Here is a 14,647-nt window from a genome sequence, read left to right as displayed (position 1 = left end):
GTTATTGCAGGCGGAAAAACCGGCGGCAGTTCGCAGGCACAAACAGCAGCGTCAGGACCAGCAGATCCGGCAGTTTTTGCATCACCAGCGAGTGGAAGATCTCCCGTTTGGATTCGCCGGGAATGCTGAACAACTCCGGATACCCGTAGCCCAGCGACGCCGCCCACAGGTAGCCGGCGGCTATCATCTGCGTCAGCAGATAGACCCAGCGCGCCCAGTTGCGCCCTTTCACCAGCGAGAAGGCGCACCAGATTTCGATAAACACCAGCGCCAGGCTGCCGAGGAAGACCAGCGTCAGGTTCCAGGTCTGGACGCTACGGTGTATGAATTCGTTCAGCCCCTGCAGGCCCAACAGATTGAGGATCATCAGCAGATCCAAACCGCGAATCAAAATAATCGCAAAGGCCGCCACCTGCACCAGCGCAGGGACGTTAAGGCGGGCATGCGATGAGCGAGTTTTCGTAAACAATCCCAACGTAATGTCTTCCATGAAAACGGCGCCACAGGGTGGCGCCGACCGGAGGCTGCTGTACCGATTTTAGGTGGTTCAGCCTTGTCTTGCACGCTGGATATCGCGCACTCGCTGCTTTTCTGCGCGGGCCATCAAATACCAGGCGATAAAACCAACAATACCAACCACGCCGAGGATGAGCGTCGCCAGGGCGTTGATCTCCGGGTTGACCCCCATGCGCACGCTGGAGAAGACCAGCATCGGCAAGGTCGTGGCCCCGGGACCGGAGACAAAGCTGGCGATCACCAGGTCATCCAGCGACAGCGTGAAGGCCAGCAGCCAGCCGGAGATCACCGCCGGCATAATCATCGGCAGCGTGATGACGAAGAAGACCTTCAGCGGCGCGGCGCCCAGATCCATCGCCGCCTCTTCGATCGAGTGGTCCAGCTCACGCAGGCGCGAGGAGATCACCACCGCCACGTAGGCGGTACAGAAGGTGACGTGCGCCAGCCAGATGGTCAACATCCCGCGATCCGACGGCCAGCCGATGGCGTGACCCAGCGCCACGAACAGCAGCAGCAGCGAGAGCCCGGTGATCACGTCCGGCATGACCAGCGGCGCGGTGATCATAAACGCGAAGCCGTTGGAGCCGCGAAAACGCCCAAAGCGCACCATCACCACCGCGGCGATGGTGCCCAGGATCGCCGCCGCCGTCGCCGCGCAGGCGGCGATAGTCAAGCTCAGCCCCACCGCGCTCATCATCGCGTCATCGTGGAACAGTTCGCTATACCAGCGCGTCGACCACCCGGCCCAGACCGTCACCAGCTTTGAGCTGTTGAACGAGTAGATCACCAGCATCAGCATCGGGGCATAAAGGAAGGTGAATCCGAGCACGAGGATCAGAATGCGCCACGGCGAGCGTACTACAGGCAAGTCGTTCATCCCTGCTCTCCCATCTGTTTTTGCTGGTGCTTGTGGAACCACATGATCGGCACAATCAGCAACAGCAGCATGACAATCGCCACCGCCGAGGCGACCGGCCAGTCGCGGTTGTTAAAGAACTCCTGCCACAGCACGCGGCCAATCATAATGCTGTCCGGCCCGCCCAGCAGCTCCGGGATCACGAACTCCCCCACCGCCGGGATAAACACCAGCATGGAGCCAGCGATAATCCCCCCTTTGGTGAGCGGAACGATCACCTGAAAGAAGGTCTTCAGGGGCCGGGCGCCGAGATCCAGCGAGGCCTCCACCAGCGAATAGTCGATGCGGGTCAGCGCGGTGTAGATAGGCAGCACCATAAACGGCAGATAGGCGTAGACGATACCGATATAAACCGCCAGGTTGGTGTGCAGGATCTCCAGCGGCTGATCGATAACCCCTAGCCACAGCAGGAAGTTATTCAACACCCCGTTGCTCTTCAACAGTCCCATCCAGGCATAGACGCGGATCAAAAACGACGTCCACGACGGAAGGATCACCAGCAGCAGCAGAATATTGCGCGTCGATGGCTTGCTGTGCGCCACCGCCCAGGCCAGCGGATAGCCCAGCAGCAGGCAGCAGAGCGTCGAAATGCCCGCCACCTGCAGCGACTGCAGATAAGCCTCGAAATAGAGCGGATCGTCGGTCAGCTGCAGGAAGTTGGCAAAGTTAAGGGTCAGCGTCAGCTGGCCATCCGCCCACTCCATCAGATCGGTGTAGGGAGGGATCGCCCGCGCCATCTCGGCAAGACTTATCTTGAACACGATCAGGAACGGCAGCATAAACAACAGGATCAGCCACAGATAGGGCAGCGCGATCACCAGCTTGCGGCCATGCGCCATCTGCAGGCGCGCCACCCACAGCGCGAAGCCGCCCGGTTTTTTCGCCCCTGACGGGGATTCAACGGTACTCATCGCCCTCTCCTTACACCGTCAGTACAACGCAGCTGTCCGCATCCCAGCATAAACGCACCTCGTCACCCCAGGTGGGCGTCCCTTTCCGATGGCGGTGCTCATTCTGCAGCTGGGCGCTGATCATCTGCCCGCTTTGCAGGCGCACATGATAGATAGAGAGATCCCCCAGATAGGCGATATGAATCACCTCGCCGACGGCAAAATTGTAGCCATCCGCCGGCGGCTCATCGCACAGCATGATCTTCTCCGGACGCAGCGCCACCCATACCGGCACGTTGTCCACCACCGAGGCGTCGGGGTCAACCTTCAGCGGATGCACCAGGCCCGGCGAGCTCAGCACCAGGCCATCTTCGAGGCGCTCTTTCACCAGTCCTTCAAAGACGTTCACCGAGCCGATGAACTCGGCGCTGTAGCGGGTGGTCGGGTGTTCGTAAATCTCTTCCGGTTCGCCAATCTGCACAAACTTGCCGCGGTTCATGATGGCGATACGGCCCGCCATGGTCATGGCCTCTTCCTGATCATGGGTCACCATCACGCAGGTCACGCCAACGCGCTCAAGAATATCCACCACCTCCAGCTGCATGCGATCGCGCAGCTTTTTATCCAGCGCCCCCATCGGTTCGTCGAGCAGCAGCAGCTTAGGTCGTTTCGCCAGACTGCGCGCCAGCGCGACACGCTGGCGCTGGCCGCCAGAGAGCTGGTGCGGCTTACGTTTAGCGAACTCCTGCATGTGCACCAGAGCCAGCATCTCCTGCACCCGGGCGGTGATTTCCGCCTTCGGCAGACGATCCTGTTTCAGGCCGAAGGCGATATTCTGCTCAACGGTCATATGGGGAAACAGGGCGTAGGACTGGAACATCATATTGATAGGCCGCTGATAGGGCGGCACGCGCGCCAGATCCACGCCGTCGAGCATAATCTGTCCGGCGGTCGGTTGCTCAAAGCCCGCCAGCATGCGCAGCAGGGTCGATTTCCCGCAGCCTGATGCGCCCAGCAGAGCAAAAATTTCGCCTTTGTAAATAGTGAGACTGACATCGTCGACAGCATGCTGGCCGTCAAACGACTTGGTTAAGTTACGGATTTCCAGCAGCGGGGTCAGCGCTTTGGGGGCTTTCGCCTGTGGGCGGGGCATTACGTCGTTCAATCGGGTGCTCTCCGGCAAAAAAACGATCACCATATGGTCCGGTGCCATACTTCGTGCTTAACAGTGCATGTGCACCATCCTGGTGCTTCTGCTCGCCGGGCGCGCTGCCATTTCCCGGCGAGTGCCGTTCTGATTCGGCCCGCTTACCGGGCCGTCAGAGTTTATTTACCGCTCTTCACTTTGGTCCACGCGCGGGTACGCACGCGGTCGATCTTCGGATCCTGCACCTTCAGCGTGAACAGTTTGGCGAACACATCCGCTGGCGGATAAATCGCCGGGTTGTTACGGATAGTCTCGCTGACCAGCGGCGTGGAAGCCTTGTTGCCGTTGGCGTAGAACACCTGGTCGCTGATTTTGGCGATCACATCCGGGCGCATCAGATAGTTAAGGAACTGATAGGCCTCATCTTTATTTTTGGCGTCGGCCGGCATGGCAAAGACGTCAAAGAACGCCAGCGCGCCCTCTTTCGGAATAAAGTAAGAGACGTTGACGCCGTTCTTGGCCTCTTTCGCACGGTTTGCCGCCTGCCAGACGTCCCCTGCCCAGCCGATCGCCACGCAGATGTCGCCATTGGCGAGGTCGTTAATATATTGCGAAGAGTGGAAGTAGCGGATGTTCGGCCGCAGCTTCAGCAGCAGATCGGTAGCCGGACCAGTGTAATCATTCGCTTTGCTGCTGTTCGGATCCTTGCCAAGGTAGTTCAGCACAGTGGCGAAAATCTCTTCCGGCGCGTCGAGGAAGGAGACGCCGCAGCTTTTCAGTTTTTCAAGATTCTCCGGCTTCAGCACCAGATCCCAGCTGTCCACCGGCGCATCTTTGCCGAGGACGGCTTTCACTTTATCCACGTTATAGCCAATGCCCGTCGTCGCCCACAGGTAAGGCATAGCGTATTTATTATCCGGATCATGCTTGGCGACCAGCTTCAGCACTTCGGGATCAAGGTTCTTCCAGTTCGGCAGCTTGCTCTTATCCAGCGGCTGGAACACCCCCGCCGCCAGCTGGCGCTCAAGGAAGCTTGCCGACGGCACCACCAGATCGAAACCGGTGCTGCCGGCCATTAATTTGCCTTCCAGCACTTCATTGGAATCAAAAACGTCATACACGACTTTAATCCCGGTCTCTTTTTCGAAATTGGCCACAGTGTCCGGCGCAATATAATCAGACCAGTTATAGACATGCAGGGTTTTTTGTTCGGCGGCGAGCGAACCGGCAGAGACGGCCATCAGCGCACCCGTAACCAGACCTGTTAACCATTTTTTACCAAAGGCGGTCATATCTCTTTTCCTTCTCAACGCCCGTTAACTTACGGGCTCAAATATACGCATTTCTACGCATGCAAAAATCATGCATATTTTTTCATTGCCTGAGAAAAGGAGAGCGGATCTCTCCCGGAGTGGTTGCTCGCAACTGGAAGCATCGCCAGAATAACTGTAGCCAGAATAAGAGGCTATAGCCCAGGTAAAAAAACGCCTTTTATCAAATTTTTATGCAGTAACGGTCTACGTGATAAGCCAAAACGGCCTGAATGGCGGTGAATAATGCTTTAAAGAAAGGTTAAATACAGAATAAAAGCGGGTAATACGCAGCCGCTGCGGTAGTGGCTGCGCTAATTTTAGGCAGGTTTAGTGAAGAAAATGGTATTGCACGTTTTCCGCGGCCGGCTCTTCTTCTTCGCCTTTGTACAGCAGCTGATTGGCGCCGGCTTCAAGGATCACCATCGAGATCTGCTCCTCGCTTTGGCGGAAGAACCAGGCGAACTGCTCCATGGTCACCCCAGGACCGATAGACAGCGACTGGCAGACCACCAGCTTGGGCAAATTATCGTCCTGAATGTCGATAAACGCCTTCACGGTTAACGAGCTGGCGTTGATGGCCGAGAGATCCGCTGACAGCGCCAACAGAGCAGTCGGCTTCACCTCCGCCAGGGCGGAAAAGAGCACCACGTTGTCCACCAGGTCAATTTTGGCATCAAAAATACCGTCGAAATTCTGCATATGCGGCAGGTGCAATGCCTGGCAGGAATCGCACTCAAAAAAGCTGATGCCGATCTCATCCAGCCAGCGACGTAGCGTATCCAGACCCGGTACGACCAGTGAATCCATAGTGCCTGTGACCTCTTACAGTGGAAAAACGACGCCATAGCTTACGCAAAAAAAGCGCCGCATACCATGACAGTCTTGCATCCGGCGGTTAGCCGCCTATTTTCAAACAGAATTCCGGTGTCGCCTGGCGCTCGATCCAGGCGATCATCCTGCTGGCGATGTCCACACCGGAGGTGGTTTCCACCCCTTCCAGCCCGGGCGAGGCATTTACCTCCATCACCAGCGGCCCGCGGGTGGCGCGTAAAATATCGACACCGGCGACGTCCAGCCCCAGGGTTTGCGTCGCCTTGATGGCGATGGCCCGCTCCTCGTCGCTAATCTGCGCCACCGAGGCCATGCCGCCGCGGTGCAGGTTAGAGCGAAAATCGCCCTCTTTCGCCCGCCGTTCGATCGCCGCCACCACCTCATTGCCGACCACCAGGCAGCGAATATCGCAGCCTTTTGCCTCGGCAATGTACTCCTGCACCAGGATGTGGGCGTTCAGCCCGCGAAAGGCGTCTATCACGCTCTCCGCCGCCTGACGGGTCTCCGCCAGCACCACGCCGATCCCCTGGGTGCCCTCCACCAGCTTCACCACCAGCGGCGCGCCGCCGACCATGGCGATCAGATCGCTGGTGTCATCGGGGGAGTGAGCGATGCCGGTCAGCGGCAGATCGATGCCCTGGCGCGCCAGCAGCTGCAGCGAGCGAAGCTTATCGCGAGCGCGGGTAATAGCGACCGATTCGTTCAGCGGATAGCTTCCCAGGAGCTCAAACTGTCGCAGGGCCGCGGTGCCATAGTAAGTGATCGCTGAGCCAATGCGCGGGATCACCGCATCAAAGTGCGGCAGCTGGCGACCTTTGTAGTGGATCGACGAGGCCACCGGACTGACGTTCATATAACAGGAAAGCGGATCGAGGATCTCGACCTGATGCCCGCGCTGTTGCGCCGCTTCGCGCAGGCGTCGACATGAATAAAGCGTTCCATCCCGGGATAATATGGCAATTTTCATCCTGCACCTCTGCAAAAAGACCCGCTCTGGCGGGCCTCAGCTATCGAACACATTTTCACCTTTCCTGCCGCCAGCGGTGGATACCGCCTGGCCGGAGCAGCAGTGTACACGTAATCAGCGCGTTGCCCACCCCTGCTTATGCAGATAGTCGAGAATAAACGGACGACTCTCTTTCACGATAGTGCGACGGATATGATCGCTCCAGGTATCGCGGCGGGCGTTGCTGCCGCGCGACAGATAATAGTGCGCCAACTGGTCGTCATACTCCGCCAGCAGCGCGTTATCCAGCGGCTGATAGCGGTTCTCATGCACCAGCATGGCGGCCGGCATCCGCGGCTTGATGTCCGGGTTATCCGCCGGCCAGCCAAGGCAAAGGCCGAACAGCGGCAGGACGTGCTTTGGCAGCTCCAGCAGCTCGGTCACCGCCTCGATGCTGTTGCGCAACCCGCCGATATAGACGCCGCCCAGCCCGAGGGACTCGGCGGCGGTCAGCGCGTTCTGCGCCAGCAGCGCCGTATCGACAACGCCGATCAGCAGCTGTTCCGCCAGCCCCAGCTCCGCCTGCGGGCAGATCTGCAGGTGGCGATTAAAGTCGGCGCAGAAGACCCAAAACTCCGCCGCCTGGGCGACATGCTGCTGGCCGCCGGTCAGCGGGACCAGACGTTCACGCAGGGCCGGGTCAGTAATACGAATGATGGAGGTGCACTGTAAAAAACTCGAGGTAGATGCCGCTTGCGCGCTGGCGATAATCGCCGCGCGCTGTTCGTCGCTCACGGGCGCATCGGTGAAGTGGCGGATAGAACGGTGGCTGCGCAGCAGCTCAATGGTCGGCGTCATTTCGTTTTTCTCTGTCAGACAAGGATTCAGGCTCAGGAGAGTGGGTTAACTGCGGGGCCACGATCTGCGCCATCCGCCACATCACGACGATGGCGGCAGGGATCATCAGCGCGATCCCGGCAAAGAGCATCACCAGCGCCGCGGTCGGGCTGGCAATGGGCGCAGGCAGCTGGACATACTGGTTAAGTGAGAGCCAGGCAAGGGTTAACAGCCCCATCCCGAGGATCTCAACCAGCAGAATGCTTTTCGGCATCGGGGCAAATTTTCGCATCACGCCTCTCCGGTTGATAAACGCAACGCGCCAGCCAATGCCGCCGCGCCGCCGGGTCAGTATACGGGTTTTGATAGTAAGACATTTATCAAACATAGCCGTAAACCATCGAAGCAAAAGGCAGAACCTGCTTTCCCTCACCGACCAATGCAGGCATCATAAGCGCCATTCGCCATCCGGCTGAGGTTTAAGGAGAGAAGCAATGTTTACTGTTATTTTTGGTCGTCCAGGCTGCCCTTACTGTGTTCGCGCCAAAGAGCTGGCCGAAAAACTGACCAACGAGCGTGATGATTTTAACTACCGTTACGTGGATATTCACGCCGAAGGCATCAGCAAAGCTGACCTGGAAAAAACCGTCGGCAAACCGGTTGAAACCGTACCGCAGATTTTCGTCGACCAGAAACACATCGGCGGTTGCACCGATTTCGAAGCCTGGGCGAAAAAGAACCTTGGCCTGTTTGCCTGAGTAAATTTATTTGCTCGATGAATGACTGCGCCAGGTATCAAGCCAGGCGCAGATAAACAAAAAGCACAACGCCCCCAGCGCACACCAGAACACCGCGCTCAGTACCCACGCCATCTCCTGCCAGAACGTCCGGTGCGTGACGAAAAACAGCCGCATCGTCACCATACAGACCGGCGCCGCCAGCATCGCGCCGAGCAAAGGACGCAGCACCCGACGACCGGGAGAGAGACAGCTCGCCGCCGCTCCTGGCAGCAAAAAGAAGAGCAGGCCCAGCTCCGGGTTGCCGCTGGCGCGAAAGGCCCCTTTCATATGTAACAACAACGATAAGCACACCACAATGAACAGAACGAAGCCACAGATAATGCCGGCCCAACTACGCTCAGATTTCACCGTATCCTCCTGATGTTGCCTCTAACTCACGTCCACGTCGCCCAGTCAGATAAAGCATTTCGGCAATCCATGCCAATAACTCCCCTGCCAGCCTGAAAACGATTGTCACTAGCCGCCGCATCCAGGAAGGATTAAACTAGCGGGTATATTTTTGCTGGTTATAACAGGGTGCCAGAATAGGTTCGCGACAACGCGAACGCCTGAGCAACCTTAGACCAAATAACCATTTCCTTCAACAACTTACTAGTAAACGAGAAGTTGGCTTTCGTGAATATAAACGTCGCAGATTTGTTAAACGGGAATTACATCCTGTTATTATTCGTTGTACTTGCATTAGGACTATGCCTGGGAAAACTGCGTCTCGGCTCAGTACAACTTGGTAATTCCATTGGCGTTTTAGTCGTTTCTCTATTATTAGGTCAGCAGCATTTCGCGATTAACACCGATGCCCTTAATCTCGGCTTTATGCTGTTTATTTTTTGCGTCGGCGTGGAAGCCGGTCCTAACTTTTTTTCGATTTTTTTCCGTGACGGGAAAAACTATCTGATGCTGGCGCTGGTGATGGTCGGCAGCGCGATGCTGATCGCCATGGTGCTGGGTAAAGTCTTCGGCTGGGATATCGGGCTCACCGCCGGTATGCTGGCGGGGGCGATGACCTCCACCCCGGTGCTGGTGGGCGCGGGGGACACCCTGCGCCATTTCGGCCTGCCCAGCGATCAGCTGGCGCAGTCGCTTGACCATCTGAGCCTCGGCTATGCCCTGACCTACCTGGTTGGTCTGGTGAGCCTCATCGTCGGCGCCCGCTATATGCCCAAGCTGCAGCATCAGGATCTGCAGACCAGCGCCCAGCAAATCGCCCGCGAGCGCGGCCTCGATACCGATTCCAAACGTAAAGTTTACCTGCCGGTGATCCGCGCCTATCGCGTCGGCCCGGAGTTGGTGGCGTGGGCGGATGGCAAAAATCTGCGCGAGCTGGGCATTTATCGCCAGACCGGCTGCTATATCGAACGCATCCGCCGCAACGGCATTCTGGCCAACCCGGACGGCGACGCGGTGCTGCAGATGGGCGACGATATTGCGCTGGTGGGCTACCCGGACGCGCACGCTCGCCTCGACCCGAGCTTCCGCAACGGTAAAGAGGTGTTCGACCGCGATCTGCTCGACATGCGCATCGTCACCGAAGAGATTGTGGTTAAGAATCACAACGCCGTCGGCCGCCGCCTGGCGCAGCTCAAGCTCACCGACCACGGCTGCTTCCTGAACCGGGTTATTCGCAGCCAGATCGAGATGCCTATCGACGACAACGTGGTGCTGAACAAAGGCGACGTGCTGCAGGTCAGCGGCGACGCCCGCCGCGTGAAGACCGTAGCCGATCGCATCGGCTTTATCTCCATTCACAGCCAGGTGACCGACCTGCTGGCCTTCTGCGCCTTCTTTATCGTCGGCCTGATGATCGGCATGATCACCTTCCAGTTCAGCTCCTTCAGCTTCGGCATCGGCAACGCCGCCGGCCTGCTGTTCGCCGGCATCATGCTTGGCTTCCTGCGCGCCAACCACCCAACCTTCGGCTATATCCCGCAGGGGGCGCTGAACATGGTGAAAGAGTTTGGCCTGATGGTGTTTATGGCCGGGGTCGGGCTCAGCGCCGGGGCCGGGATCAATAACGGGCTGGGCGCCGTCGGCGGCCAGATGCTGGCGGCAGGGCTTATCGTCAGCCTGGTGCCGGTGGTGATCTGCTTCCTGTTTGGCGCCTATGTGCTGCGCATGAACCGGGCGATGCTGTTCGGCGCCATGATGGGGGCGCGCACCTGCGCCCCGGCGATGGAGATCATTAGCGATACCGCGCGCAGCAACATTCCGGCGCTCGGCTATGCGGGCACCTACGCCATCGCCAACGTGCTGCTCACCCTCGCCGGGACGCTCATCGTGATCATCTGGCCGGGGCTACAATAAATTTTTTGCGAAAAAAGCCGCCACAGGCAGAACTTTTTCTCAGGGCATCAGTCATAAGTAATGCCACTGCTTTTCTTTGATGTCCCCATTTTGTGGAGCCCATCAACCCCGCCACTTCGGTTCAAGGTTGATGGGTTTTTTGTTGCCTGCGTTTAGCCATTCCGGGTGAAACGCCGCCTCAGCACTCCTCTTCCTGCGCCCTCTCCCCCGCCAGCTGCCCGACCATCATGCGGATCGCCGCCTTCGACAGCGGCGCGCGGTCGGTGACAAAGTGCAGGGTCATCCCTTCAATAAAGGCGTCGAGGCCGCGGGCGGTGTCAGGGGCAAACCACTGCTCCAGCGTCTGCTGGCTGCGCCGCATCCAGTTCTGCATCACCGCCTTCAGCGCTGGCTGGCTGCTACAGAACGCGTACAGCTGGTACATCAGCTCCATATTGCGCGCCGTGGTCACCTGGGCGCTGAAGATCAGCTCCGCGATGGCATCGCAGGCTTGTTGCCGGTTCGCTACCCCGGCGAAGCTTTGCTGATACTGCGCCGACATCTCGGCGGTAAACAGGCTGAACGCCTCCTCGATCAGCGCCTCGATGCCGCTGAAATAGTAGGTCAGCGACCCCAGCGGCACATTCGCGCAGGTGGCGATTTTACGGTGCGTCACCGCATGGACGCCGTGCGCCGCGATGGTGTCCAGCGTCGCCTGCAGGATGCGCTCGCGGCGCTGCGGATCGTTCGGTCTACGGGCCATGATTTTCCTCTTCCGGTTTATGTACAAATGTACACATGCTTGCTACTGTTGTCTTCACTCTTCTCCTTTAAGGCGTTTACGGATGACGACGCAATCTTCGCGCAGAGCGCTCCAGCTTCGACTGTGGGCGCTGTTTATGTTCTTTTTCATCCCCGGCTTGTTAATGGCCTCCTGGGCCACCCGCACGCCGGCGATCCGCGATCTGCTGGCGCTTTCTACCGCAGAGATGGGCGTCGTGCTGTTTGGCCTGTCGGTGGGGTCGATGAGCGGTATTCTCTGCTCGGCGTGGCTGGTGAAGCGCTTCGGCACCCGCAAGGTCATCCGCACCACCATGTCCTTCGCCGTACTCGGCATGCTGGTGCTCAGCCTGGCGCTGTGGCTTGCCTCCGCCCCGCTGTTCGCCTTCGGTCTGGCCATCTTTGGCGCCAGCTTTGGCTCGGCAGAGGTCGCCATTAACGTCGAAGGCGCGGCGGTTGAGCGGGAGATGAATAAAACGGTGCTGCCGATGATGCACGGCTTCTACAGCTTTGGCACCCTGTTCGGCGCCGGGGTGGGCATGGCGGTGACCGGGTTCGGCCTTCCCGCCGCCCCGCATATCCTGGCGGCCGCGCTGGTGGCCATCCTGCCCATCGCCATTGCTATCCGCGCCATTCCGGAGGGTACCGGTAAAAATGCCGCCGAAGCCGCCCACGGCGAGGCGAAAGGTCTGCCGGTATGGCGCGATGCGCAGCTGCTGCTTATCGGGGTCATCGTCCTGGCGATGGCCTTCGCCGAAGGCTCAGCCAATGACTGGCTGCCGCTGCTGATGGTGGACGGCCACGGCTTTAGCCCCACCTCCGGCTCGCTGATCTATGCCGGCTTCACCCTCGGCATGACGCTGGGCCGCTTTACCGGCGGCTGGTTTATCGATCGCTACAGCCGGGTGACGGTGGTTCGTGGCAGCGCGGTGATGGGCGCTCTGGGCATTGGCCTGATTATCTTCGTCGACAACCCCTGGGTGGCGGGCATTTCGGTGCTGCTGTGGGGCATTGGCGCCTCGCTCGGCTTCCCGTTGACCATCTCCGCCGCCAGCGATACCGGTCCGGATGCCCCTAAGCGCGTCAGCGTGGTGGCGATTACCGGGTATCTTGCTTTCCTCGTCGGGCCGCCGCTGCTGGGCTTCCTCGGCGAGCATTTCGGCCTGCGCAGCGCCATGATGGTGGTGCTGGGCCTGGTGATGGTGGCGGCGCTGGTCGCCCGCGCGGTGGCTAAGCCACAGTCTGAACCCGTTATGGAGAACAGCTAATGAGCATCAAACTGATTGCGGTGGATATGGACGGCACCTTTTTAAGCGATGCCAAAACTTACAACCGGCCGCGCTTCCTCGCCCAGTATCAGCGAATGCGCGAGCAAAACATTCGCTTCGTGGTCGCCAGCGGCAACCAGTACTACCAGCTGATCTCCTTCTTCCCGGAGATCGCCCACCAGATCGCCTTCGTGGCGGAAAACGGCGGCTGGGTGGTGAGCGACAATGAAGACGTCTTCAACTGCCAGCTGCCGGTTCACCATTTCAACGCCGTGGTCGACCATCTGCAGACGCTGCCGAATATCGAAATCATCGCCTGCGGGAAGCGCAGCGCCTACACCCTCAACCGCTACAACGACGCGCTGAAGACGGTGGCGGCGAAGTATTATCACCGCCTTGAACTGGTGGATGATTTTAACCATCTCGATGACACCATCCTCAAATTTGGTCTCAACGTGCCGGACCGCCTGATCCCGGAGATTCAGCCGAAGCTGCACGCGGCGCTGGGGGACATGGTGACAGCGGTAGCCACCGGCTACGGTAGCATCGACTTAATTATCCCGGGGGTGCACAAAGCCAACGGCCTGCGTATTTTGCAACAGCGCTGGGGTATTGAAGATCACGAGGTGGTGGCGTTCGGCGACAGCGGCAACGATATCGAAATGCTGCAGCACGCCGGATTTGGCTTCGCCATGGCCAACGCCCGGGAAGACGTCAAAGCCGTCGCCCGCTATCACGCGCCGCACAATAACGAAGAGGGTGTTCTGCAGATTATCGATAAGGTATTGGATCGCGAAGCGCCATTCGCCTGATAAGACCCGGATGCGAGCGCATCCGGGTTTTCAACCGGTTATCCCTGCTGCGAATTGCCGACGCTTTTATCTTTCAGGAAGTAGATCATCAGCCCCAGCCACAGTACCCCGCCCAACAGGTTAAACAGGCTGAACAGCCCGTTGCCGCCGAGCTCGTAAGCATGTTTGCTGAGCTCGATGCCGACGGTGAAGATCAGCATCTGCAGCATCCCCATCGCCGCCGAAACAGTGCCTTTGCTCATCTCGCTGGCGAACAGGGTTAAGCGCACCAGGCCGGCGTTCGCCAGGCCAATCCCGAAGGCGTAGAAGCTCAGACCGGCGGTCATCCACAGATAGGCGTGGGAAGAGACCACCGTCGCCGCCGCGGAGAGGAGCAGGCCAAACACGATCGGCCAGCCGCCCATGATAATCAGCGAGCGCACGGTACGGCGCGAAGTCAGGCGCGCCAGCACCAGGTTGCCGGCAATCAGCGCGCCGAAAATCGGCACCTGCAGCATGCCATACTCATAGCTTGTCGCCTGTTCGCCGCTGATAATAATCACCGGCGACTGGGCGATCCACGCCAGCAGCGGCAGGCTGACAAAGCCGGTAGCCAGCGCGCCGGCGACGAAGCGCAGGTTCTTTAGCACCAGCCGATAGTCGCGGCCCAGCTCTTTGACCGACAGCTTTTCACCCAGTCGCGTCGCGGTTTCCGGCATCGCCCGCTGCAGGCCGACAAACGAGATAGCCGCCAGCACGGCGAACAGCACGAACATCATCTCCCACGGCAGGATATGCACCCAGGCGGCGCCCACCAGCGGCCCCAGCAGCGGGGCAATCAGCGCCACGTTGGCCATCAGGGCGGTGATTTTAATACACACCGCCTCCTCAAAGGACTCCTGGATCGCCGCGTAGCCGACCGCGCCGATAAAGCACAGGCTGATCCCCTGCAGGAAGCGCAGCAGGGTGAACTGTTCAATGGTCTGCGCCAGCAGCGTCGCCAGGCAGGTGACGATAAACCACACCACCCCGGTCAACATCACCGGACGGCGGCCAATACGGTCCGACAGCGGCCCCAGCAGCCACTGTAGAAACATGCCGCCGGCCAGATAAGCGGTCATCGAGGTGGGTACCCACTCGTTGCCCACCTGAAACTCCTGAACCACGGCCAGCATACCCGGCTGGATCATATCGTTGCCGATATAGGTGGAAAACTCGTACAGCACCAGACATAGCGGGAACAGCAGCGCCTGCCTTCCGAGGCGGCGACCTGAAAGCGAATAATTTTGCATGAAATCTCTTATCTATCAAAAATCGCGCAAAGTGTAATGA

At 59.0% G+C, this 14,647-nt stretch carries 16 protein-coding genes; 4 read left to right on the top strand and 12 right to left on the bottom strand.

Annotation, left to right across the window (positions count from 1 at the left end):
* Position 1 precedes the first annotated feature (1 nt).
* The 9 genes from GQR96_RS08130 to GQR96_RS08090 form a co-directional block, all read right to left on the bottom strand.
* Entirely contained in the window at positions 2-490 is a 489-nt protein-coding gene (locus tag GQR96_RS08130) for a YbjO family protein (RefSeq protein ID WP_004201332.1), read from the bottom strand.
* 57 nt (positions 491-547) lie between these two features.
* A complete protein-coding gene (gene potI, locus GQR96_RS08125) occupies positions 548-1,393 on the bottom strand; it encodes a putrescine ABC transporter permease PotI (protein WP_002896372.1) in 846 nt (281 codons plus the stop codon).
* The gene (gene potH / locus GQR96_RS08120; protein WP_017899417.1) at positions 1,390-2,343 is read right to left on the bottom strand and encodes a putrescine ABC transporter permease PotH; all 954 of its coding nucleotides are present in this window, start codon (positions 2,341-2,343) and stop codon (positions 1,390-1,392) included. The genes potI and potH overlap by 4 nt, the downstream gene beginning before the upstream one ends.
* A gap of 10 nt (positions 2,344-2,353) precedes the next feature.
* Positions 2,354-3,487 carry a putrescine ABC transporter ATP-binding subunit PotG gene (gene potG / locus GQR96_RS08115; protein ID WP_004201330.1) on the bottom strand — a complete coding sequence of 378 codons (1,134 nt, stop codon included), beginning with the start codon at positions 3,485-3,487 and terminating at the stop codon, positions 2,354-2,356.
* A gap of 161 nt (positions 3,488-3,648) precedes the next feature.
* On the bottom strand, positions 3,649-4,761 hold the full coding sequence (gene potF / locus GQR96_RS08110; RefSeq protein ID WP_004201329.1) for a spermidine/putrescine ABC transporter substrate-binding protein PotF: 1,113 nt from the start codon (positions 4,759-4,761) through the stop codon (positions 3,649-3,651).
* 348 nt (positions 4,762-5,109) lie between these two features.
* Positions 5,110-5,589: a type III secretion system chaperone family protein gene (locus tag GQR96_RS08105; RefSeq protein WP_017899416.1), complete on the bottom strand. Its 480-nt coding sequence runs from the start codon at positions 5,587-5,589 to the stop codon at positions 5,110-5,112.
* Between the two features lie 88 nt (positions 5,590-5,677).
* Positions 5,678-6,580: a 30S ribosomal protein S6--L-glutamate ligase gene (rimK, locus tag GQR96_RS08100; protein WP_004201328.1), complete on the bottom strand. Its 903-nt coding sequence runs from the start codon at positions 6,578-6,580 to the stop codon at positions 5,678-5,680.
* A 114-nt stretch (positions 6,581-6,694) separates the two neighbouring features.
* Positions 6,695-7,417: a nitroreductase NfsA gene (gene nfsA / locus GQR96_RS08095; protein WP_004201327.1), complete on the bottom strand. Its 723-nt coding sequence runs from the start codon at positions 7,415-7,417 to the stop codon at positions 6,695-6,697.
* Positions 7,401-7,688 (bottom strand): YbjC family protein, encoded by a 288-nt coding sequence (locus GQR96_RS08090; protein ID WP_065879024.1) that lies wholly within the window; start codon positions 7,686-7,688, stop codon positions 7,401-7,403. The genes nfsA and GQR96_RS08090 overlap by 17 nt, the downstream gene beginning before the upstream one ends.
* A 202-nt stretch (positions 7,689-7,890) precedes the next feature.
* On the opposite strand from GQR96_RS08090, the gene GQR96_RS08085 reads away from it, so the two are divergent.
* The gene (locus tag GQR96_RS08085; protein ID WP_032455768.1) at positions 7,891-8,154 is read left to right on the top strand and encodes a GrxA family glutaredoxin; all 264 of its coding nucleotides are present in this window, start codon (positions 7,891-7,893) and stop codon (positions 8,152-8,154) included.
* Between the two features lie 6 nt (positions 8,155-8,160).
* On the opposite strand, the gene ybjM is transcribed toward GQR96_RS08085, so the two are convergent.
* Positions 8,161-8,544 (bottom strand): inner membrane protein YbjM, encoded by a 384-nt coding sequence (ybjM, locus tag GQR96_RS08080; RefSeq protein ID WP_004201325.1) that lies wholly within the window; start codon positions 8,542-8,544, stop codon positions 8,161-8,163.
* A 267-nt stretch (positions 8,545-8,811) separates the two neighbouring features.
* Here ybjM and GQR96_RS08075 point away from each other — a divergent pair, with 267 nt between their 5' ends.
* Positions 8,812-10,497, top strand: coding sequence for an aspartate:alanine antiporter (locus tag GQR96_RS08075; RefSeq protein ID WP_004179131.1), 1,686 nt, complete (start codon positions 8,812-8,814; stop codon positions 10,495-10,497).
* Positions 10,498-10,675: 178 nt separating this feature from the next.
* On the opposite strand, the gene GQR96_RS08070 is transcribed toward GQR96_RS08075, so the two are convergent.
* Entirely contained in the window at positions 10,676-11,239 is a 564-nt protein-coding gene (locus GQR96_RS08070) for a TetR/AcrR family transcriptional regulator (protein ID WP_023320041.1), read from the bottom strand.
* A gap of 82 nt (positions 11,240-11,321) precedes the next feature.
* Between GQR96_RS08070 and GQR96_RS08065 the strand changes: the two genes are divergently transcribed.
* Together GQR96_RS08065 and GQR96_RS08060 are read left to right on the top strand one after the other, a co-directional pair.
* The gene (locus GQR96_RS08065; RefSeq protein WP_017900139.1) at positions 11,322-12,524 is read left to right on the top strand and encodes an MFS transporter; all 1,203 of its coding nucleotides are present in this window, start codon (positions 11,322-11,324) and stop codon (positions 12,522-12,524) included.
* Positions 12,524-13,336: a Cof-type HAD-IIB family hydrolase gene (locus tag GQR96_RS08060; protein ID WP_017900140.1), complete on the top strand. Its 813-nt coding sequence runs from the start codon at positions 12,524-12,526 to the stop codon at positions 13,334-13,336. Before GQR96_RS08065 ends, GQR96_RS08060 begins: the two co-directional genes overlap by 1 nt.
* A 38-nt stretch (positions 13,337-13,374) precedes the next feature.
* Here the strand turns inward: GQR96_RS08060 and kdeA are convergent, their stop codons facing one another.
* Complete coding sequence (gene kdeA, locus GQR96_RS08055) at positions 13,375-14,607, bottom strand: multidrug efflux MFS transporter KdeA (RefSeq protein ID WP_004201293.1); 1,233 nt, start codon at positions 14,605-14,607, stop codon at positions 13,375-13,377.
* Positions 14,608-14,647: the final 40 nt, after the last annotated feature.

It is taken from the genome of Klebsiella sp. PCX (assembly GCF_021869705.1).
GTDB classification, from domain to species: domain Bacteria; phylum Pseudomonadota; class Gammaproteobacteria; order Enterobacterales; family Enterobacteriaceae; genus Klebsiella; species Klebsiella quasipneumoniae.
This window is presented reverse-complemented; position numbering and strand designations above follow the sequence as displayed.